Origin of the sequence: Actinomadura scrupuli, from assembly GCF_050971785.1 — a bacterium.
Classification (GTDB): domain Bacteria; phylum Actinomycetota; class Actinomycetes; order Streptosporangiales; family Streptosporangiaceae; genus Actinomadura_E; species Actinomadura_E scrupuli.
This window is the reverse complement of the sequence record NZ_JBPCCU010000011.1, coordinates 41361-62411: the sequence shown is the minus strand read 5'-3', so window position 1 is coordinate 62411 and position 21051 is coordinate 41361. Positions and strand designations below refer to the sequence as shown.

The 21051-nt window shown below is 69.7% G+C and carries 20 protein-coding genes; 7 read left to right on the top strand and 13 right to left on the bottom strand.

Features of this window, described 5'->3' with window-relative positions; genetic code table 11:
• Nucleotides 1–35 precede the first annotated feature (35 nt).
• The 3 genes from ACRYCC_RS36305 to ACRYCC_RS36295 form a co-directional block, all read right to left on the bottom strand.
• The gene (locus tag ACRYCC_RS36305) at nt 36–908 is read right to left on the bottom strand and encodes a pyridoxamine 5'-phosphate oxidase family protein (protein WP_433818543.1); all 873 of its coding nucleotides are present in this window, start codon (nt 906–908) and stop codon (nt 36–38) included.
• Between the two features lie 177 nt (nt 909–1085).
• Entirely contained in the window at nt 1086–2432 is a 1347-nt protein-coding gene (locus ACRYCC_RS36300) for an aspartate aminotransferase family protein (RefSeq protein WP_433818542.1), read from the bottom strand.
• Nucleotides 2429–2938: an Lrp/AsnC family transcriptional regulator gene (locus ACRYCC_RS36295; protein WP_433818541.1), complete on the bottom strand. Its 510-nt coding sequence runs from the start codon at nt 2936–2938 to the stop codon at nt 2429–2431. The genes ACRYCC_RS36300 and ACRYCC_RS36295 overlap by 4 nt, the downstream gene beginning before the upstream one ends.
• Nucleotides 2939–3096: 158 nt before the next feature.
• Between ACRYCC_RS36295 and ACRYCC_RS36290 the strand changes: the two genes are divergently transcribed.
• The 6 genes from ACRYCC_RS36290 to ACRYCC_RS36265 all read left to right on the top strand — a co-directional run bounded on the left by ACRYCC_RS36290 (nt 3097) and on the right by ACRYCC_RS36265 (nt 10212).
• On the top strand, nt 3097–4539 hold the full coding sequence (locus ACRYCC_RS36290; RefSeq protein ID WP_433818540.1) for a gamma-aminobutyraldehyde dehydrogenase: 1443 nt from the start codon (nt 3097–3099) through the stop codon (nt 4537–4539).
• Between the two features lie 48 nt (nt 4540–4587).
• Nucleotides 4588–5727: an ABC transporter ATP-binding protein gene (locus ACRYCC_RS36285; protein ID WP_433818539.1), complete on the top strand. Its 1140-nt coding sequence runs from the start codon at nt 4588–4590 to the stop codon at nt 5725–5727.
• A gap of 2 nt (nt 5728–5729) precedes the next feature.
• Entirely contained in the window at nt 5730–6968 is a 1239-nt protein-coding gene (locus tag ACRYCC_RS36280) for a polyamine ABC transporter substrate-binding protein (protein WP_433818538.1), read from the top strand.
• A 62-nt stretch (nt 6969–7030) separates the two neighbouring features.
• Nucleotides 7031–7831, top strand: coding sequence for an ABC transporter permease (locus ACRYCC_RS36275; RefSeq protein WP_433818861.1), 801 nt, complete (start codon nt 7031–7033; stop codon nt 7829–7831).
• Nucleotides 7828–8667, top strand: a complete 840-nt coding sequence (locus tag ACRYCC_RS36270) for an ABC transporter permease (protein WP_433818537.1) — start codon at nt 7828–7830, stop codon at nt 8665–8667. The genes ACRYCC_RS36275 and ACRYCC_RS36270 overlap by 4 nt, the downstream gene beginning before the upstream one ends.
• Nucleotides 8668–8787: 120 nt before the next feature.
• Complete coding sequence (locus tag ACRYCC_RS36265; protein ID WP_433818535.1) at nt 8788–10212, top strand: NAD(P)/FAD-dependent oxidoreductase; 1425 nt, start codon at nt 8788–8790, stop codon at nt 10210–10212.
• Between the two features lie 81 nt (nt 10213–10293).
• Here ACRYCC_RS36265 and ACRYCC_RS36260 read toward each other — a convergent pair whose 3' ends face one another.
• From ACRYCC_RS36260 to ACRYCC_RS36225, 8 genes are all read right to left on the bottom strand, one after another.
• On the bottom strand, nt 10294–10707 hold the full coding sequence (locus ACRYCC_RS36260; RefSeq protein ID WP_433818533.1) for a VOC family protein: 414 nt from the start codon (nt 10705–10707) through the stop codon (nt 10294–10296).
• Nucleotides 10708–10784: 77 nt separating this feature from the next.
• Nucleotides 10785–11282, bottom strand: coding sequence for a DinB family protein (locus ACRYCC_RS36255; RefSeq protein ID WP_433818532.1), 498 nt, complete (start codon nt 11280–11282; stop codon nt 10785–10787).
• A gap of 7 nt (nt 11283–11289) precedes the next feature.
• The gene (locus ACRYCC_RS36250) at nt 11290–12132 is read right to left on the bottom strand and encodes a serine/threonine-protein kinase (RefSeq protein ID WP_433818531.1); all 843 of its coding nucleotides are present in this window, start codon (nt 12130–12132) and stop codon (nt 11290–11292) included.
• A 25-nt stretch (nt 12133–12157) separates the two neighbouring features.
• Entirely contained in the window at nt 12158–14308 is a 2151-nt protein-coding gene (locus ACRYCC_RS36245) for a cation:proton antiporter (protein ID WP_433818529.1), read from the bottom strand.
• Nucleotides 14309–14312: 4 nt separating this feature from the next.
• Nucleotides 14313–15581 (bottom strand): FHA domain-containing protein, encoded by a 1269-nt coding sequence (locus ACRYCC_RS36240; RefSeq protein WP_433818527.1) that lies wholly within the window; start codon nt 15579–15581, stop codon nt 14313–14315.
• On the bottom strand, nt 15578–16021 hold the full coding sequence (locus ACRYCC_RS36235) for a hypothetical protein (protein ID WP_433818526.1): 444 nt from the start codon (nt 16019–16021) through the stop codon (nt 15578–15580). The genes ACRYCC_RS36240 and ACRYCC_RS36235 overlap by 4 nt, the downstream gene beginning before the upstream one ends.
• A 1-nt stretch (nt 16022) precedes the next feature.
• Nucleotides 16023–17549, bottom strand: a complete 1527-nt coding sequence (locus ACRYCC_RS36230; RefSeq protein ID WP_433818524.1) for a hypothetical protein — start codon at nt 17547–17549, stop codon at nt 16023–16025.
• A 150-nt stretch (nt 17550–17699) separates the two neighbouring features.
• A complete protein-coding gene (locus tag ACRYCC_RS36225) occupies nt 17700–18224 on the bottom strand; it encodes a PH domain-containing protein (protein WP_433818523.1) in 525 nt (174 codons plus the stop codon).
• Nucleotides 18225–18718: 494 nt separating this feature from the next.
• Between ACRYCC_RS36225 and ACRYCC_RS36220 the strand changes: the two genes are divergently transcribed.
• Complete coding sequence (locus ACRYCC_RS36220) at nt 18719–20182, top strand: DUF222 domain-containing protein (protein WP_433818522.1); 1464 nt, start codon at nt 18719–18721, stop codon at nt 20180–20182.
• A gap of 199 nt (nt 20183–20381) precedes the next feature.
• Here ACRYCC_RS36220 and ACRYCC_RS36215 read toward each other — a convergent pair whose 3' ends face one another.
• Nucleotides 20382–20642 (bottom strand): HPr family phosphocarrier protein, encoded by a 261-nt coding sequence (locus ACRYCC_RS36215; RefSeq protein WP_433818520.1) that lies wholly within the window; start codon nt 20640–20642, stop codon nt 20382–20384.
• Entirely contained in the window at nt 20626–21018 is a 393-nt protein-coding gene (gene dhaM, locus ACRYCC_RS36210) for a dihydroxyacetone kinase phosphoryl donor subunit DhaM (protein WP_433818519.1), read from the bottom strand. Before dhaM ends, ACRYCC_RS36215 begins: the two co-directional genes overlap by 17 nt.
• Nucleotides 21019–21051: the final 33 nt, after the last annotated feature.

The following is a 21051-nucleotide window of genomic DNA, read 5'->3' as shown; positions in this document are numbered from 1 at the left end:
GATCGGGGCCGGAGCAGGGCCGGATCGGGGCCGGGTCAGGGCCGGGACGAGGCGGGGAGCGCCGGCCCGCCGAGCGCGGTGATGTGGGCGGGGACGCCGATGCCCGGGGGCAGCGCGGGGTCGGGCTCCGGTGCTCCCCGGCCGCTGGTCAGGGGAACGACGCCGGCCCACAGGCCCAGTTCAGCGTCCGGCCCGTCGCCGTCCTGGGGCGGACCAGATGAGATCTTGACCGAGGCCTCGTCCAGCGGCAGCGCCAGCAGGGTCGTCGCCGCCAGTTCCTTCCTGCTGGGCCGCCGCGCGTAGTCCCACTGGCCGGGGGCGCAGTGCTCGGTGACGATCCGCAGCCCCTCGAGCTTGTCGGCGCCGCCGAGCACCCTCGGCCGGCCGTAGATCATCGCACTGCGGTAGTTGACGCCGTGCTCGAAGACCGACCGGGCCAGTACCAGCCCGTCGACGTGGGTGACAGTGACGCAGACCAGCGGTATCTCCCGCTGTGCCTCCCGCACCGTCTCCTGCTCCACCTCCTGCTCCGCCTTCTGCCCCGTCTCCCGCGCCGGGCCGCCCGCCGGGTCGCCCACAGCGACCAGGCTCCGGCTCGCCACCGAACCGTGGAAGTACAGGTGGGTCGCGTCGAACCCGTACACCGTGGGGACCACCATCGGGGCGCCGTCGACGACCACGCCCAGGTGGCAGACGAACCCGGCACGGAGCACCGCGAAGAGCTCCGCGCGATCCGTGCGCCCGTTCTCCCGCAGCCGCCGATGCCGCGTCCGCTCCGTACCCGACAGTCCCGTACCCGACAGTCCCGCGTCCGTGTCGTCCGTACCCGATGGGTCGATATCCGATGGGTCGATGCTGTCCGGTGCCGCCTTCGACAGTGCGTGGCGGACCGGGGAAGTGCCGGACAAAATGCGGCCTTTCTGTCAGCCCCTCGTCTCTCCGCCGCCCAGCCCGCCCCGGCCCGCCCACGGCTCTCACACGGCACCCCACCCACTGTGATCATGGTGGGGGAGGTGGTGGATGGGAGGGAGCTGAGGCCGCGAGCGCGGGAGGAGAAGGGGCGGGGGTAAGGGGGAGGGGGTGGCTCAGATGCGGGCGGTGGCTTCGGTGAGGACGGTGCGGAGGATGCCTTCGATCTCGTCGAAGTGCTCCTGCGTGCAGATCAGGGGCGGGGCCAGCTGGACGACCGGGTCGCCGCGGTCGTCGGCCCGGCAGATCAGCCCGGCGTCGTAGAGGGCCGGGGACAGGAAACCGCGCAGCAGCCGCTCGGACTCCTCGTCGTCGAACGTCTCGCGGGTGGTCTTGTCCTTGACCAGCTCGATGCCGTAGAAGTACCCGTCGCCCCGTACGTCGCCCACGATGGGCAGGTCCGACAGCTTCTCCAGGGTGGCCCGGAAGCCGGCCTCGCCGGCCCGGACGTTGTCGAGCAGGTGTTCCTTCTCGAAGAGGTCGAGGTTGGCCAGTGCCACCGCGGTGGAGACCGGGTGCCCGGCGAAGGTGACCCCGTGCAGGAACATCTCCTGGCCTTCGGCGAAGGGCTCCGCCAGCCGGTCGCTGACCATCATGCCGCCGAGCGGGGAGTAGCCCGAGGTGACGCCCTTGGCGAAGGTGATGATGTCGGGCTGGTAGCCGTACCGCTCGGAGCCGAAGTAGTGCCCCAGCCGGCCGAACGCGCAGATGACCTCGTCGGAGATCAGCAGCACTCCGTACCGGTCGCAGATCTCGCGTACCCGGGCGAAGTAGCCGGGCGGCGGTGGGAAGCAGCCACCGGAGTTCTGCAGCGGCTCCAGGACCACCGCCGCGACCGACTCGGGTCCCTCGCGCAGGATGGCCCGCTCGATCTCGTCGGCCGCCCACTGCCCGAAGTCCGGCAGCGAGTCCGCGAACAGCGGCGCGCGGTAGAAGTTGGTGTTGGGCACCCGGACGGAGCCGGGGACCAGCGGTTCGAAGGGGTGCTTGATCTCGGCCAGGCCGGTCACCGACAGCGCGCCCATCGAGGTCCCGTGGTAGGCGATGTCGCGGCTGATCACCTTGTAGCGGGTGGGTTCACCGGTCAGCTTGAAGTAGCTCCGGGCCAGCTTCCAGGCCGCCTCGATCGCCTCCGAGCCGCCGGTGGTGAAGAAGACCCGGTTGAGATCGCCCGGCGCCAGCGTGGCCAGCCGCTCGGCCAGCTCGAGGGCGTTCGGGTGGGCGTAGGACCAGAGCGGGAAGTACGCCAGCTCTGACGCCTGGCGGGCCGCGGCCTGCGCCAGCTCGGTGCGGCCGTGCCCGACCTGGGAGACGAACAGGCCGGACAGCCCGTCGAGATAGCGCTTCCCGTGGTCGTCGTACACGTAGGGGCCCTCGCCCCGGACGATGACCGGGACGTCGGTGTCCGACATCCGGGTGAAGTGCATCCACAGGTGCCGCCGGGCGTCGATGGCAGGGCTCAACGGGTCCCCCAGGAGTAGGTCTGCTTGCGCAGCTTGAGATAGACGAAGCTCTCCGTGCTGGTCACGGTGGGCACCGAGCGGATCCGGTTGAGCATCTCGAGCATCTGGTCGTCGCTCTCGCAGACGAGCTCGACGAGGATGTCGAACGACCCGGCGGTGATGACGACGTAGTCGATCTCGTCCATGTCGGCGAGGTGGTCGGCCACCTTCTCGAGATCGCCCTCGCACTTGATGGCGATCATCGCCTGCCGGGAGAAGCCCAGCATGAGGGGGTCGGTGACACCGACGATCTGCATGATGCCGGTCTCGAGCAGGCGCTGGACCCGCTGGCGCACCGCGGCCTCGGAGAGCCCGACGGCCTTGCCGATCGCCGCGTACGACCGGCGGCCGTCCTGTTGCAGCTGCTCGATGATCTGCTTCGAGATGCCGTCGATGCCGCCGCCGTTCGGATGACGATTCGCTGCCGCGCGATGTCGTTGCGCGGAGCCGGGGGGATCCTCGCTCATCTTTGCCTCCTCGCTGCGACATCGTGTCAGCTCTGGGGGCTATGTCAAGGGATTCCGTCGTGAAACGCGATCGTAACAACGGAATCACTTGTCATCAGGGGTTATGCTCTGCCAAGGTCAGTGCGACATAGGACACATTCCGGCATCGGAGGTCGAGGGTGACCAGCGAGACCAGGGCGAAACTGCGCAACTTCGTCGGTGGAGAGTACGTCGACGCGAAGAGTGGCCGTACCTCCCAGGTGATCGACCCGAGCACGGGGGAGGTCTACGCCGAGGCGCCGGTATCGAGCGCCGAGGACGTCGATGCGGCGTTCCGCGCGGCGCAGGACGCCTTTCCGGGCTGGCGGGACCTCACGCCCAAGGACCGGAGCCTGGCGCTGCTGAAGCTCGCCGACGCGATCGAGGCCCGCGCCGATGAGATCATCGCGGTCGAGAGCCGCAACACCGGCAAGCCCATCCAGCTGACGGCGGACGAGGAAGTCCCCCCGATGGTGGACAACATCCGCTTCTTCGCCGGTGCCTCGCGCATCCTCGAGGGCAGGTCCTCCGGCGAGTACATGGCCGACCACACCTCCACCATCCGGCGCGAGCCGATCGGGGTCTGCGGCCAGGTCGCGCCGTGGAACTATCCGATGATGATGGCGGTCTGGAAGTTCGCCCCGGCGCTGGCCGCGGGCAACACCGTGGTCCTCAAGCCGTCCGACACCACGCCCGCCTCGTCCCTGCTGCTGGCGGAGATCGCCGCGGAGTTCCTGCCGCCCGGCGTCTTCAACGTGATCTGCGGTGACCGGGACACCGGCCGCGCGCTGGTCGAGCACCCGATCCCGCAGATGGTCTCGATCACCGGCAGCGTCCGCGCGGGCATGGAGGTGGCGGCCTCGGCGGCCAGGGACCTGAAGAAGGTCCACCTCGAGCTGGGCGGCAAGGCCCCCGTGGTGGTGTTCGACGACGCCGACATCGAGTCGGCCGTCGAGGGCATCTCGGGCGCCGGCTACTTCAACGCCGGCCAGGACTGCACCGCCGCCACCCGGGTGCTCGTGCACGGCCGGCTGGCCGCCGACTTCACCGCGGCCCTCGCCGAGGCGGCCAAGGCCACCAAGGTCGGCCCGCCGAGCGACCCGGACGCCTTCTTCGGCCCGGTGAACAACGCCTCCCAGCTGGCCCGGGTGAAGGGCTTCCTGGACCGTACGCCCGCGCACGCGTCGGTGCTGGCCGGCGGTGAGCAGCTCGGCGACCGCGGTTACTTCTACGCCCCGACCGTGGTCAGCGGGCTGAACCAGCAGGACGAGATGGTCCAGGACGAGATCTTCGGCCCGGTCATCACCGTGCAGACGTTCGACGACGAGGACCAGGCCGTCGCCTGGGCCAACGGGGTCAAGTACGGGCTGTCCTCCAGCGTGTGGACCAAGGACCACAAGCGCGCGATGCGGATGACCAAGCGGCTCGACTTCGGCGCCGTCTGGGTCAACACCCACATCCCCTTCGTCTCGGAGATGCCGCACGGCGGCTTCAAGCACTCCGGGTACGGCAAGGACCTGTCGATGTACGGGCTCGAGGACTACACCCGCATCAAGCACGTCATGCATTACATCGGCGACTGACACCGCCGGCAACCGAGTCACAGCCAGCCCCCCGAAGGACCAGTGGTAATGACGGAAACCCAGGACGCCACCCCGGTGGCGTCGGCGGAGACGCTGCCCGCGATCGAGCTCGTCGGTCTCGTGAAGTCGTTCGCGTCGCACGGCGAGGTCGTACAGGCGGTCAAGGGCGTCGACATGAAGATCGCCGAAGGCGAGTTCTTCTCCATGCTCGGCCCGTCCGGCTGCGGCAAGACCACCACGATGCGGATGATCGCGGGCTTCGACGAGCCGACCGCCGGTGAGGTCTACCTGCACGGCAGCAACGTCGTCGGCGTACCCCCGAACAAGCGTGACGTGAACATGGTGTTCCAGTCGTACGCCCTGTTCCCGCACATGAGCGTCGCCGAGAACGTCGCGTTCGGGCTCAAGCGCCGGGGGGTGGCCAAGGACGAGGTGGTCCGCCGGGTCGGCGAGATGCTCGACATCGTCGGCCTGGCGGGCCGGGAGAAACGCCGGCCCAAGGAGCTGTCCGGCGGTCAGCAGCAGCGTGTCGCGTTGGCCCGCGCGCTGGTCAACAACCCGCGCGCGCTGCTGCTCGACGAGCCACTGGCGGCGCTCGACCTCAAGCTGCGCCAGGCCATGCAGGTGGAGCTGAAGCGCATCCAGCGCGAGGTCGGCATCACGTTCGTGTTCGTCACCCACGACCAGGGTGAGGCGCTGACCATGTCCGACCGGATCGCCGTCATGAACGACGGGCTGGTCGACCAGCTCGGTACGCCGCGTGAGATCTACGAGCGCCCCGCCTCCAAGTTCGTGGCCGGGTTCATCGGGACCTCCAACCTGTTCTCTGGAACGGTCTCGGAGGTGGTCGGCTCGGAGGCCGTCATCTCCTACGGGCCGGACGAGCGCCTGGTGATCCCGGTCTCCGACGGGCAGGTGAGCGCCGGCAGCGAGCTGGAGCTGACCGTGCGCCCGGAGAAGATCGAGATCTCCGTCGAGTCTCCGCACGGCAACGGCAGTGCGGTCAGGGGGACGGTGACCGAGGTCGTCTACCTCGGCACCGCGACCACGTACAACATCAAGACCTCTGCAGGTGCCGACGTGGTCGTGTTCACGCAGAACGCGACGTCGGCCGATGACATCGCCGTCCGGGGGGACAGCATCTGGCTGTCGTGGGAACCGCGGCACTCCTACGCGATCGGAGCCTGACAATGAACGAGCAGATCGACCCCGCGCTCCTGCGTGGCCTGACCCAGAGCCGCTATGACCGCCGCGACATCTTCAAGATGTTCGGCGCGGCCGGAGCGGGCCTCGCGCTCGCCGCCTGCGGTGTCAAGGGCAAGAAGGTGGCTCCTCCCAAGCAGTCGGACGTGGAGAAGTACTGGGCCGGCAAGGCCAAGACCGGGCATCTCGACTTCGCCAACTGGCCGCTCTACATGGACCCGAAGCACCCGGAGCTGAAGAAGTTCACCCAGCAGACCGGGATCTCGGTGAACTACAAAGAGGTCATCCAGGACAACAACTCCTGGTTCGCCAAGATCCAGCCGCAGCTCGCCGCCGGAAAGTCGATCAACTACGACCTGATGGTCGTGACGAACGGCATCGAGTTCAGCGAGCTCGTCGAACTCGGCTACCTCGCCCCGCTGGACCACACCAAGCTGCCCAACTACGCCAAGAACGCCGGTGCCCAGTACAAGTCCGAGTCCTTCGACCCGGGGAACGTGCACAGCATCCCGTGGACGTCCGGGCTGACCGGCATCGCCTACAACTCCAAGTACATCACCACGCCGCCGACCAGCATGGCCGACCTGTGGAACCCGAAGTACAAGGGCAAGGTCGGGATGATGGCCGACCCGCAGGAGCTCGGCAACTTCGGGCTGTTCGCGCTCGGCGTCGACCCGGAGAAGTCCACCGCCGACGACTGGGCCAAGGCCGCGGCCAAGCTCAAGACGCAGCGCGACCAGGGCATCGTGCGCAAGTACTACGACCAGGACTACATCAAGGCGCTGAGCTCCGGCGACATCTGGATCACCATGGCCTGGTCGGGTGACATCTTCCAGCAGAACATCTCCGAGCACACGAACCTGAAGTTCGTCATCCCGCAAGAGGGCGCGACGATCTGGACCGACAACATGATGATCCCCAAGACGGCCGCCAACCCGGTCGACGCCATCATGCTGATGGACTTCTTCTACGACCCCCAGATCGCGGCGGAGCTGGCCGAGTACATCAACTACGTGACGCCGGTGCCCGCCGCGCAGCAGGTCATCCAGGCGGCCGCGGCCAAGGCCTCGGGCGACGACAAGAAGGCGCTCGAGGACGTCGCCACCAGCGAGCTGGTGTTCCCGACCCCCGCCGACTACGCGAAGCTGAAGCACTACCGGTCGTTCAAGGACAACGCGGAGAAGCAGAAGTACCTGTCCCTCTTTCAGCCGATCACCCAGTCGTGACCGGCCGGCTTCGAGCCCGCCTGGCGCCCTACGCGCTCCTGCTGCCGGGCGGGCTGTGGTTGATGATCTTCTTCTTGGTGCCGCTGGTGGCCATGTTGTCGTTGTCGCTGCAGCAGGGCGACGTCGTCAACGGCTTCTCGATGACCTGGCACTGGCAGAACTTCACCGACGGCATCAGCAAGTACCACGACCAGATCATCCGGTCGCTGTGGTACGGCGGGGTCTCGACGGTGCTGCAGATCCTCATCGGCTACCCGGTGGCGTACTGGATCGCCTTCCGCGGCGGAAGCCGCAAGTCGTTCTACCTCTTCCTGATCCTGCTGCCGTTCTTCGTCTCGTTCGTGCTGCGGACGATCTCCTGGCAGTTCTTCCTGTCCGACAACGGGATGCTGCTCGGCCCGCTGAAGGACCTCGGGGTGCTGCCGGGCGACTTCCACATCCTGGCCACCTCCTACGCCGTGATCGGCGGTCTCACCTACAACTACCTGCCGTTCATGGTGCTGCCGCTGTACGTCGCGCTGGAGCGGGTGGACCACCGGGTGGTCGAGGCGGCGCATGACCTGTACGCCAACCGGGTGCAGACGTTCCGCAAGGTGGTGTTCCCGCTGACCCTTCCCGGGGTCTTCGCCGGGGTGCTGATCTCGTTCGTGCCGGCCGCCTCCGACTACGTCAACTCGAGCATCCTGGGCGGCACCCAGAACACGATGATCGGCAACATCATCCAGAACGAGTACCTGATCAACCAGACCTACCCCGAGGCCTCGGCCCTGTCCTTCACGCTGATGGCGGTGCTCCTCGTCGGCATCTTCATCTACGCGCGGGCACTGGGCACCGAGGAAGTGCTGGAGGCGGCGGCGCAATGAGCACTCTCACCGGCGCCCCCTCCGCCGACCCCCGGGCCAGGGCACGGCGGCGCCGCTTTCCGCTGCACGGAAAGTGGCTGGCCATCTACACCTGGCTGGTCATCATCTGGCTCTGCATGCCGATCGGCGTGATGATCCTGTTCGGGTTCAACGACCCGCACGGTCGTTACAACAACACCTGGCAGGGCTTCACCTTCAAGTGGTACGGCAAGATCTTCGACATCCCCGATCTGACCAACGCGCTGGTGGCCTCGCTGGTCATCGCGTTCCTCACGATGCTGATCGCGGGAACGATCGGCACCATGGTCGGGCTGGCCCTGGGCAGGTACCGCTTCCGCGGCCAGGCCGCCACCAACCTGGTGATGTTCGCGGCGATCTCCTCTCCGGAGATCGTGATGGGCGCTTCGCTGCTGTCGATGATCGTCTCGATCGGCCAGAACCCGGGGTTCGTCTGGATCCTGGTCGCGCACGTGATGTTCTCGGTGTCGTTCGTCGCGGTCACGGTCCGGGCGCGGGTCATGACCCTCGACCCGGCACTGGAGGAGGCGGCCCGCGACCTCGGCGCCGGGACATGGACGACCTTCCGGCTGGTCACCCTGCCGATGATCTTCCCCGGGGTGATGGCCGGCGCGCTGCTGGCCTTCGCCCTGTCCGTGGACGACTTCGTGATCACCAGCTTCGTGGCGGGTGGGACGACGACGTTCCCGCTGTGGATCTGGGGCGCCACGAAGGTGGGCATCCCGCCGCAGGTCAACGTGATGGGAACGCTCATCTTCGCCGCCGGCCTGCTGCTCGCCGTGGGCAACGCCATGGTGGCCCGCCGCCGCAACACCTGACCCCCGTCCGCACAGTTCCCGTCCACACCCCTTCCCATCCGCACCCTCATCCGTATGCTCCATCTGCACCCTCCGTGATGACGCCCGCGTGGTCACGGAGGGGTTCGGGGTCAGAACCACATGAACGTGCTGCAGGCTCTCGCCGACGCGGAGCCCTCCCCCTACTGGCTCGACACGTCGCTGCCCGCCCACCGGAGCCGGCCCGAGCCGACCTCATCATTGGTCGGGGACCTCACCTGCGACCTGGCGGTGATCGGCGGCGGCTACACCGGCCTGTGGGCCGCGCTGATGGCGAAGGAACGCGACCCGTCCCTGGACGTCGTGCTGCTCGAGGCGGACCGGATCGGGGGCGCCGCGTCCGGCCGCAACGGCGGCTTCTGCGCCGCCAGCATCACCCACGGGCTCGGCAACGGCCTCGAACGCTGGCCCGACGAGATCGCGGCGCTGGAGCGGCTCGGCCACCAGAACCTCGACGGCATCGAGAAGGCCGTCGCCCGCTACGGCATCGACTGCGACTTCGAACGCACCGGGGAGATGAGCGTGGCCACCGAGCAGTGGCAGCTCGAAGGCCTGCGCGAGGAGGCCGCGGCCGCCGCGGCACTCGGCCAGGAGCCGGTGCTGCTCGACGCCGACGCCGTACGCCGTGAGGTCGCCTCGCCCACCTATCTCGGTGCGCTGTGGAACGCCGACGGCGCGGCCATGGTCCACCCCGCCAAGCTGGCCTGGGGGCTGCGGGCCGCCTGCGAGTCGCTGGGCGTGCGCATCCACGAGCGCACACCCGTCACCTCGCTCCGGGACGAGGGGGGACGGCTGCGGCTGCGCACCCCGTACGGGACCGTCTCGGCACCCAGGGTCGTGCTCGGCACCGGGGCGTTCCCCCCGCTGCTCAAGCGGCTCAGGCACTTCCTCGTCCCGGTGTACGACTACGCGCTCATGACCGAACCGCTGTCGGAGTCCCAGCTGGAGAGCATCGGCTGGCGGCACCGGCAGGGCATCGGGGACAGCGCCAACCAGTTCCACTACTACCGGCTCACCGCCGACAACCGGATCCTGTGGGGCGGCTACGACGCCATCTACCACTACGGCAACGGCATGCGGACCGAGCTCGAGCGGCGCCCGGAGACGTACTCCCTGCTCGCCCGGCACTTCTTCGCCACCTTCCCGCAGCTCGACGGCGTACGGTTCAGCCACGCCTGGGGCGGGGTCATCGACACCTGCAGCCGGTTCTGCGCCTTCTACGGCACTGGCTTCGGCGGCAAACTCACCTACGCGGTGGGCTACACCGGTCTCGGCGTGGGCGCCACCCGCTTCGGTGCCGACGTGATGCTCGACCTGCACGGTGTCGGGCCGGCGGGGGAGCGGGACACCGAGCGGACCCGGCTGAAGATGGTCCGGACCAGGCCGGCGCCCTTCCCGCCCGAGCCCCTGCGGTACGGGGCGATCCAGCTCACCCGATGGTCCATCGCCCAGGCCGACAGGCACGACGGCCGGCGCAACCTCTGGCTGCGCACCCTCGACAGACTCGGCCTGGGCTTCGACTCCTGACGCCCCCTCCTGACACCCCCCCTCCGTGATCATGCAATCGTTCGACGAACGATTGCATGATCACGGAGGTTGGGCGGGGGGTCAGTCCTGGGTGTACGGGTCGTAGGTGCCGAAGGACCAGAGGTTGCCCTCCAGGTCGCGGGCGCTGTACTCGCGTGAGCCGTAGTCCTGGTCGGTCAGCCCGCGTACGATCTCGGCGCCCGCCGCCGCGGCCCGGGCATGGTGGCCGTCCGGGTCGGTCACCCGGACGTAGAGGCCGACGGTGGAGGTGAGCGGATCCGGCTCGGCGGTGCCGAACCAGCCGTCTGGGCGATGCTGGCCGAACATGATCAGACCCGCGCCGAGCCGCATCTCGGCGTGCTCGACGACGCCGTCCGCGTTCCGGTGGACGGCCTTCTCCTCGAAGCCGAAGGCCTCCGCCAGCCACGCGACGGCGGCGTCGGCGTCCCGGTAACGCATGGCGGGGAAGATGTTGGGCCGAAGGTTCTCGCTCATGACCGTCCTTTCGTAAGGCGAAGACCTCCAGGCTAGGGAGCACGGCCGGCGAGGTCTTGGACGGAAGTAACCTGCGCTCAGTAGCCGGTGGCGCCGTCGTGCATCTCCCGGAGCAGATCGAGGTGACCGTTGTGCCGAGCCGTCTCCTCGATCATGTGAACCAGCAGCCAGCGCAGGGTGACCCGGCCCCGCTCGCGTTCGACCACCGCCTCGGCGTCCAGGTCCAGGGTGGCGGCGATCTCCCGGGAGCGCGCGCACTGCCGCTCGTAGTCCTCCAGCAGCCGGGTGAGCGGCACTCCGGGGACCTTGAAGTCCTTGTCGGGGTCGTCCTCGGTCCAGGGGCCCAGGTCCGGCCCGCCGAGCATGACGTTCTCGAACCATGATTGCTCGACCCAGCGCAGATGGCTCACCAGCCCGGCGACCGTCATGAGCGGCGAGGACGACAGCAGCGGCCGCTGGGCGAGTTCGTCGGACAGCCCCTCGCACTTGCGGAACACCGTCGCGCGGTGCCAGTCCAGCCAGGCGTTCAGCATGGTCCGCTCGTCGGCGGCGTACGGCTCATCGATGCGCTTCATTCGGACATTATGGGGCAGACAGGGCCTCCAGGTGTGCGGCCACCTGCGCGGGGGAGGGACGTTCGGCCACGTCCCCGATGCAGGCCCGTACCAGGTCGGCCACCTCGTCGGAGAGGCCGGCGGCGAGCTGCGGCGGGGTGGACAGCACCTTGCGCAGGGTCAGCAGGGGATCGTGCGTGGGCAGCCCGCCGTACAGCCCGAGGCCGCTGACCGACCAGTGCAGTGTGGCGCCCAGCGACCACACGTCACCGGCGGGGGAGGGCGCCTCACCGCGCAGTAGCGCGGTGTCGGTGAACTCCACCGAGGTCAGCCCGCCCATCCCGGTCACCGTGACGCCCGGCGTGAGCACCTGGGACAGCCCCAGGTCCGACAGCTTGCCGCCGATCTCGCGCCCGCCGATGCCCGAGCCCGTTCCGGCGGGCACCGGCGTGCTCGTGCTGGTGAGCAGTACGTTGCCCGGTTTGATGTCGCGGTGCACGATGTTCGCCTCGTGCAGGGCCTGGGTCGCCTCGGCGGCGTGCGCCAGCGCCGTGTAGACCTCCCGCCGGTCCAGCGGGGTGGCCGGCGACGCCAGCGAGCCCGCCGGCAGGTACTCCATCGAGTAGTAGAAGATGCCGCCCTGCTGGCCCGCGTCGTACAGCGTCACCAGGTGGGGAGAGCGCACCGCGGCGAACATCTGCAGCTCCCGGGTGGCGCGCCGGAAGGCGTCCTGCCCGGTGCCGCCGACCACCTTGACGGCGACGAACTCGGCGTCCACCGGCAGCCGTTCAGGTCGCCGGGCGAGAAAGAACTCGCCGTGATTGCCCTGCCCGAGCGATTCGATGAAGTCGTAGTCGGCGATCCCCTGCATGGGCCGTCGATCCTTTCTGGAACCCCTACGCGGGGGAGGACTCCGTCGCGGGAGCCGATCTCGTGGACGGGGTCGTGGACGTGCGGGTGGCCAGGAGGGAGGCCCAGTCGACCTCGTCGGCGGTGTCCTGCTCGGCCCGCACCAGCACCTCGGCGGTGGCGGGGCCCTTCCCGGGCTCCTTCCCGGTCTCCTGGCCCGCGGGGCCGGCGTCGTCGGCCGCGATCACGGTGGCGCCCTCCGGGACGCCGGTGGCGACCTGTACCTCGCCACCCGCCTCGGTCAGCCGGGCGGCCAGGGCGGTGGCCCGCCTGCCGCCCATCAGGACCAGCGGGCGGTCCCGCGCGCCCGCCAGTGCCAGCGCCACCTGGACGGCCGCGGTGGCGTCGGCACCGCCGTCGTAGGGCACCGCGACGACCCGGCCGGTGAGACCGGCCTCGTCGTCTCCCGTCACGGTCACCAGACGCCCGGTCGTACGTTCGCGCAGCCGCCGGTATCCCGGGGCGCCGGCCGGGGTCACCAGCAGGTCCGCCCGCGCGGCGGCCACGAGTTCGGGCAGTTCGGCGCTCACGTCGGCGGCGAACCTGCTGACCACCCGGACCGGCAGGTCGGGCGTGCCCAGCTCCGCCGCGTAGGACTCCAGCATGCTCATCGAGCCCGCCATCTCGGCCAGCTCGGAGGAGAGGCCCAGCCCCACCTCGAGCCGGCCCGCCGGGTACGGATGCAGATGGGCGAGCACCACCTCGGCCGGCCGGTGCGCGGCGGCGAGGGCGGCCGCCAGCGCGGCCACGGGACGCCCCGACGGCACGGAGGGCAGTACGGCGACGACCCGGTGGACGGTGGGTTCGCCGAGTGCGGCCCGCTCGGCCTCGGCGATGTCCCGGGCGATCCGGCGGTCCGGATAGATCAGGCGCAGCAGCGGACCCGTCATCGCCGTGGTCACCAGGGCCATGACGACCATCAGGGAGAACAGCTCGTTGTCGAGCACACCTTTCTGCAGGCCCACCGTCAGGATGACGATCTCGGTCAGCCCCCGGGTGTTGATGAGGGTGGCGAGCGCCGCGGATCTCCGGTGCGGCACCCCGGTCAGCCGGGCGCCGGCGTAGGCGCCGACGAGCTTGCCGGCCACCGCCACCACCAGGATGACGGCGAGCACGCCGACGGCACCGAGGTCCAGGTCGGTGAGATCCACCGCCAGCCCGGAGACCACGAAGAACATCGGCAGCAGCAGCAGGATCGCCAGCTGTTCCAGCCGCTCCAGGATCTCGTGGCCGAGCCGCTCGGCGGCCAGGTCGTCACTCCGCTGCTCCGGGACAGCGGCTCCGGCGCGCGGCCGGACCTGCCCGGAGCGCGGCATGACCGCGCCGAAGAGGAAGGCGCCGAAGATGAAGTGGACCTGCATCCACTCGGTGGCCCAGGCGGAGGCGAACAGCCCGATCAGCACCAGGGCGAGCAGTCCCGGCGTCAGCCGGCCCGCCCGCTGGTACGAGGGCACGAGCCGCCGCAGCAGCGGGCGCACCACGAACAGCATGACCAGCGCGTACGGTACCGCCAGCGCCACGTGCCACTGGTCGTCGCCCTCCGTGCCGGCGAGCGCCACCACGACGGCCAGCACGGTCCAGGCGAGCACGTCGATGACGGCGGCGGAGGCCAGTGCCAGCCCGCCCAGCTCGGTGCGCTGCATTCCCCGGTCGGTCAGGATGCGGGCCAGCACCGGGAAGGCCGTGGCCGACATGGCCGCACCGAAGAACAGCACGAACGCGAGGGTCTTGCCGTCCGGTGCGTGCTGTTCGGCCAGCCACAGCGCCACCCCGCAGCCCAGGGCGAAGGGCAGCACCGTCGAGCCGAGCGAGACACCGGCCGCCACCCTGCCCTTGCCCCGCACCAGCCTCTGGTCCAGCTCCATGCCCACCACGAACATGAACAGCACCAGACCCACGTCGGCCAGGGCCTTGAGCGCGGGAAGGATGTCCGGGGGGAACAGCTCGCGGCCCGGCGAGAAACCGAGCCACGACGAGGCCGCCCACGAGGAGCCGAGCAGCGACGGGCCGAGCAGGATGCCGGCCAGGATCTCACCGATGACCGGCGGCTGGCGCAGCAGCTTCGCCCCGGCGCCGAGCAGCCGGGCCAGCGCGAGCACCACGACGAGGTCGAGCAGCAGAAGGTCGACGCGGAGCATCACCTCACCTCCGGTGCGATTCGTAGCGGAAGGTCCGGTGGCCGCCGACGCGCACCTTGGTGCCGGGCACCACGATGATCGGCTCATGTGGCGGAATCTGCACGAACGCCTCATCTCCCGGGGCCATCACATAGGTGCCGTTCACCGACCCGAGGTCGACCAGTCGCACGTCCCACTGCTCGAGTGAGATCCGTACATGACGCCGGGACACCGAGCCCTCCTCGTCGGTCAGCCGGGAGGGGCGCGCCTGGCCGGACATGACCTCTGTGGCGTGCTCCGGATCGCGGCCGAGCAGGTAGTCGGCGTCCAGCCGCAGCGCCATGCCGTCGTCGATGAGCAGCACCCCCAGCGGCGGGCGCGGGCGCTGCCGGGGGACCAGGGTCACCTGCGCCATGCCGATGCCGCACACCCCGCAGTACGGGGCCCGGGGGTCGTTGAAGTGGCCGTTCTTGCAGTCACCGCCCCAGACCAGCGGGCGCGGATCGGGCTGGGGCGGCTCTGGCCGAGGCGGAGGCGCGGGCGGCCGTGGCCGCGGGACGGGGCCGGCGTCCGGGGGCTGCACCAGCAGTACGGACTCGAAGGGCTGGGCGCGGAACTCGTCCTGGAACGCGGGCCGCTGCCGGTCGTCATGGGCGGCCGGAGGCGGCTCCTCTCCGTCGCGAGCGGAGACCTTCACCGTCGTCGCGTCCTCGTCGGCCAGGGTGGACGCCGCCTCCCGTACCCGCGGACCCGCCGGGAGACGGTCCCCACCGGCCTCACCCGGCCGGGCGGGACGTGCCGGTGGAGCCGTCCCCGCGGCCTGGATCCACACGCATTCGATCCCGCCGCCGGGCACCACCCCGCCGTCCAGCCGCCATCGCGGATCGGCGGCGGAGGCGCCCGCGCCGGGACCCCCCAGCCCCAGCCCGATCCGCACGACCGGGCCGCCGATGAGCCGGTCGGTCCAGGTGAGCGCGGACTGCCCGGTCAGCGTGACCTCACCGCCCGGACCGGTCACGGTCGCGGTCGCCGTACCGCTGACCAGTACGGCGACACCGCCGTCCGCCGGGCCCGCGACCGCGCAGGAGACCGGCTCGGCGGACATGGCCTGGGCCAGGACGCGGGCGATCCGCCGGGCCAGGACCCGGCCGCCTCCGCCGTCCGCCGCCACCTCCCGTACCGCGTCCAGGAGCCGGCCGAGCGTGTCGGCGGGGGCCGGTCCGCACACCAGCAGCAGGCCGCTCTGGTGGGCGACCACTCCGTCGCCCGGCAGCGGCCGTACGACGGTCGTCACGCCAGCCTCCCGCCACGGAAACGCCACCGGATGAACGGGACCCGCATCGGGCCGTTGGCGATCAGCCACACCCCGATCCACACGGCCGCGAAATGCGTCCAGAAGGTCGCCGCCGGGGGTGACAGCGCGGTGCCCGGCACCAGGTCGGCCGTCAGCAGGCCCCACAGCAGCAGTCCTTCCGGGAGGAGGGTGACCAGCCCGAACAGCGAAGGCCAGTCCTTCTCCCAGCGGAACTGCATGAGGAAGTGGTAGATCAGCTCCCAGCCGACGCCGAGGATCGCCACCGCGGCCAGCACCACGAAGGCGGTCTGGTAGCGGTCGCCCAGCGCCGTGCCGCCCGCCCCGGGCAGCACCGGCACGATCAGGGCGGTGATGACGGCGCCTACGGTGGCCAGCAGGACGAGCCTGGTCTGGATCCGCCCGAACAGTGTGGGAACCACGTCATACCCCTTTGTTGAGCGCCCACTTGAACCACTGCGACGTCGAGCGCACCGGGCCGAGCCGCTTGCAGAACCCGCGCCGGGAGAGATCGTCGGCGATCTCCTGCGCCGCGATCTGCAGCCCGAGGAAGGTGTCCACTCCCGGGAAGTAGCCGCCCAGTGTGGCCGCCCCGGAGGCGTACAGCGCGCCGTCGCCGCTCGCGGTGCCCTTCACCTCGAAATGCCGCTCGACCTCGAGCCGGCCCACGGGGTTGCGGTACGCGCCGGTGTGCTGGAGCAGATCGGCGTAGATGCGGTGCTCGGCGATGTCGGCCTCCAGGCCGGTGCAGTCGATGATGTAGTCGGAGGTGTACTGCGCCTGCCGGCCGTCGTTGCTGTGCAGCCGGGTGATCAGGCGGCCGTCGTCGCCGGGCAGCACCTTGTCCACCAGACCCTGCATCGGGTGGTACCAGTTGTGCTGACGGCCCTCGCGCATCTGCCGCTGCCAGCGCCGCCGCCTGGGGGTGTTGGTGCCGCCCATGTCCTTGTACTTCTGCGCGCGCTCGGCGCCCTCCAGCTTGCGCATCTCGGCCTTGAGCTGGCCGCCCCACACCGACTTCGGGTAGTTGAAGCCCTGGTAGGCCCAGCCGTCGCCGCCACGGCGGCGCATCCAGATGCCCGGACCGTGCGAGCCGGTCACGAAGGTACGGAAGATGTGCACGATCTGGGTCTGCAGGCCGTACTTCTCCCGGTCGTCCATCAGCCGCTGCAGCACCCGGGAGGCGACGATGCCGCCGCCGCGCACGACCACCACGCCCGGACGGGACTTGAGGAACTCGTAGACGTGCTCGTGCGGTTCGTAGGCGTTGACGACGTGGTGGTAGTCGCCGTGCCGCTCCCGGAACTCCTGCAGGTCGGGCAGGAACTTCAAGCCCGGGTAGCCGATCGCGAGGTGCACGAACCTGGACCGGAACGCCACGCGCTTGGTCGCCGACGCGCCCTCGGGCGGGGTGAGGACGGTGAAGTAGCCGCCGCCGGCCCGCCGCCGCACCATCCGCACCTGGCCCTTGACCAGCATCCGCGGCCAGCCGATACGGTCGTGCTCGCGCTGCAGGTTGCGGAAGACCGTGCCGGCCCGCGGTGTCCAGTAGTCGGCGAACACCGGCTCGGTGGCCACCTGGAACAGATGCTTGAGCGACTTCTCCCGCCACGCCTCCTCGAGGGCGTACGACGGGAAGCCCCAGATGTTGTCCGGCCGGGAGGAGGAGTCCGACCGGATCCGCTCGGGCTGGGGGATCTGCGACACCCTCGTGAGGTACTGGTAGGTGTCCCAGGGCCGGTCGATGTTCGACAGCACCCGCAGCTGCCCGGCCGGCACGCCGTAGATCCGCAGGTAGTCGACGGTCACGAAAGACCCGATTCCGCCACCAACCGTGACGAACGGGACATCGTTGATCGGTATACCGGCCGCCGCGACCATCTCATCGGTCCACTCGGAGGTGTCGATGAGCTGGGGAGTGAGGTCACCACGCACGGGGGCTCTGGTCACAGCGATCGTTCCCTACTTCTCGGCCGACACCTATCGCGTTGGATGCTCGAACGGTAGAGCTGGTTTGCCCGCCGAGGCGATAGGCCGGTCAAGGTTCGGGACCGGTGTCCCGGACGCTCGGGACCGCCCGGGACCGCCCGGGACTCGCCGTCAGTCGTCGGAGTCGTCGACCGCGGGGAAGACCAGCGAGGAGACCTCGAAGTAGAGCTGCTCGGGGTAGGGCATGTACTTGACGTTGCGCATGGCCTGGTCCTGACCCGCCGACTCCATCACGAACTCGCCGTACCCGAGCATCCGGCCCAGCGCCGACCGCTCCAGCGCGATGTCGGTCACCTTGGCGAGCGGGATCATCGCCACCCGCCGGTTGAGGATGCCGGTGATAAGCATGACCCGGTGATTCGTGACGAGGAAGTACTCCTCCGACCATTCGAAGACGAACCACGCCAGCCGGAGCAGCACGATGAGCCACAGCCACCAGATGAGGTTCAGGCCGGTGGTGCTGCTGATGTACGCGCACACGAACAGGCCCGCGACGACCTCCAGGACGTACCGAAGGAGGACGGCGGGGTGCCGCCGCACGGCGATGGTCTGGCCCTCGTGCGCCATGAGGTACCTGTCGACGGTCCGCGTGCCCGTGTTGCGGAAGACCACGTAGTCGTTGAGGTTCAGGTTCATGGGTCAGCAGGTCCGGAGCGAAGTCAATGCAACCGCCTTGTCCTGGCGCTGTCACGGCGCCGTCCTGGCGCTCTCCTGGTGCTGGACGCCAAGATCCAGTCGCGTCAAAGGTAACTCACACCAGCCCCACCGCCCAGCGATAACCGGCACCGTCTTCGCGGCGTATCCGTCGCCATGCCAGGGGATCGCTGCATATGGCCGCCCTTCTCTCGGGTGCCGGTGTTCCTGTGCCGCCGTCCTGCCTCGGTCGCGCTCGTGTCTCATTGTGCGGCGTCGGCCGCCGATGGCGCGTGAGCCCGCCCGTCACCTTCGCGTCTCCGCAGGTAACGGACGCCTTGCCCACTTCACCCCGCGCGCGTCATCCCGCCGCCGATCGGTCATGCCCCGCGAGCCCGCTACAGAGCCGGTTGGTGGCACAGAACCGATCACGCATTCGATACTACTCATCGTAAAGATGTGTTGACGAAGAGTGACAGGCGGCTTAGGTTTAGAACATGCGATCGATTGGGTTGCGGCTTCGGGAGGCTTCCCGCCGGGAGCTGGCCGAGGCGGCGCACGCGATCGCAGCCGAGCTGGCGATCCGGCCGGTTGCCGAACCGGGCGTCACCGCGATGGAGATCTCCGAGACGCTGGGCCGTACCGCGGATCTCATCGAGGCCGCCCTGGCGGCCGTGGTGGGACGGGTCGACGCGACCGGTGCTCACCGCGAGCTCGGATTCCCGTCGGTGGCCTCCTGGTTGCGGGAGCGGCTGGGGATGCGTCATGGGCGGGCCGCCGAGCGGGTCACCTTGGCCAGGCAGCTTCCCCGCCTCGGCCGGGTGACCGAGCTCCTGACCGGTGGGCGGCTGTCGGCGGGGTTCGCTTCGGCGATCTGCGCGGCGGTTCCACGCCTGGACGAGGCCGACGCCCGGACGGCGGAGGACATCCTGCTGGGCATGGTCGACGACGGATGTGATGTCCGGCAGGTCGGCCGGGCGGCAGACCGGATCACCGAGCTCATCGCCGAGCGCCACGGCAGAGATCCGGAGCCGGCCGACTCCAAACGGGGGTTCGTCCGTTCCTGGCTGCAGAAGGCCAAGTCCCTGGACGGCGGGCTGTGGATCAAGGGATGGTTCACCCCGGAGCACAGCGCCGCCTTCGACCAGATCATCGGCCCGCTGGCCAAGCCCAAGGCTCGGTGGGATGACCGGGATCTCTCCCAGCGCACCGCCGATGCCCTGTTCTCGGTTCTCACCGAAGGCAACAGGGGTGCGGGCGTCACCCTCATCATCGATCTCGCCGCCTTCACCAAGGTCACCGGCGAAGGCGACTGTTTCGCTTACACCTCCCGGTCCGGCACGGGTGCGGCGGGACAGGCGGCCTCTGGTCCCGGTCATGACTCCGGGACGGTCCCTGATGGTGCTTCCGCTTCGAACTCGGGTGGGGGTGCGGCCGGGAAGGCCGGCCCGAGTACGGAACCCGGTCGACGATCGGCCTACGGTCCTGGGACCAGGCGGTTGCCGGTCGCGTTCCTGGACGGCAGCCCGGTCTCGCCCGAGGACGCCCGCCGGATCGCCCTCAACGCCGGGATCAGTCCTCTGCTCCTCGGCCGGGCGGGCATCCCCCTTTATCTCGGGCGTAGCATCCGTTTCGCCACCTCTGCTCAGCGCAAGGTCCTCCTGGCGCTCTACGACACCTGTTGTGTCCGTGGCTGCCAGGTCCCGGCCCACCTGTCAGAGGTCCACCATCTCGGCGGCGGATGGAAACTCGGCTCTCCCACCGACATCGACCAGCTGGCCATCCTCTGCGGCTGGCACAACCGGTGGATCGAAACCCATCGGCATCAGGTGGCCCAGAGCCGCGATGCCCGGGGGCGGACGGTCCTGGAGATCCTGCCCCCGTGGACTTCCCCGAGAGAGCGCTCCGCCCCGCCTTGGCGCGGCCCGCGAGCCGGCAGCCGACGGCCTGGTGCTCCCTGACCAGGCGGGGCCTCATTCGTCCGGCCGCCTCCCATCAAGTGGCCGCCTCCCATCAAGCCGTCGCGACGGTGTGACCGTGGCGGTTGGGATTCACAGGTTGCCCGAGCCGGATCTCGAGGGGCCGGATCAGCGGTGGCACGTCACGCTCGGGGCATGTCGCGGGGGCTGCACGCTCGGGGCATGTCGCCGGGGCTGAGGGTCATTCCGCCTCGGCGAGGATCAGGGCGAGGGCGCGGATGGCAGGCTCGGCGTCCGGGCCCTGTGCCCGGATGGTCACGGTGGAGCCGGCGGTGGCGCCCAGGCCGAGGACGGTGAGGATTCCGGAGGGGTTGACGGTCCGGCCTGCGTACTCCAGTTCGATCACCGACTGGAAGCCGGCGGCGGCCTGGGCGAGCCGGCCGGCGGGTCGGGCGTGCAGGTTGGCGGGCAGGGTCACGGCGACCTCAGAACTTGCGGACATCGCGGGCCTCCTCGGCGGCGGTGACGACGGCGGCCAGGTCGGCGCCGGTCGACGCGGTGAGGGTGGCGGCGACCGCTCCCTCCACGAAGGGCGCGTCGACGACGACAACCGAGGGATCGGGGTGATCCTCCAGGACCGTGCGGCTGATGAGGACGGAACTCCCCAGGTCGGGCAGGATCAGGACACCGCTGCCCCGGGAGGCGTCGGAGATCGCCTGCCGGACCCGGTCATAGCTGGTTCCGATCCGGCCGTCGTCCGTGCCCGCCGCGACGAGCACGGGCACCTCCCCGCCGCTGAGCTCGCCGACCAGGTCGGCCAGACCGGAGGCGAGGCCGGCGCTGTGGGACACGAGTACGATGCCGACAGGTTCATTCATGAACACAGACGATAGATTCTGGAACGACGTTCA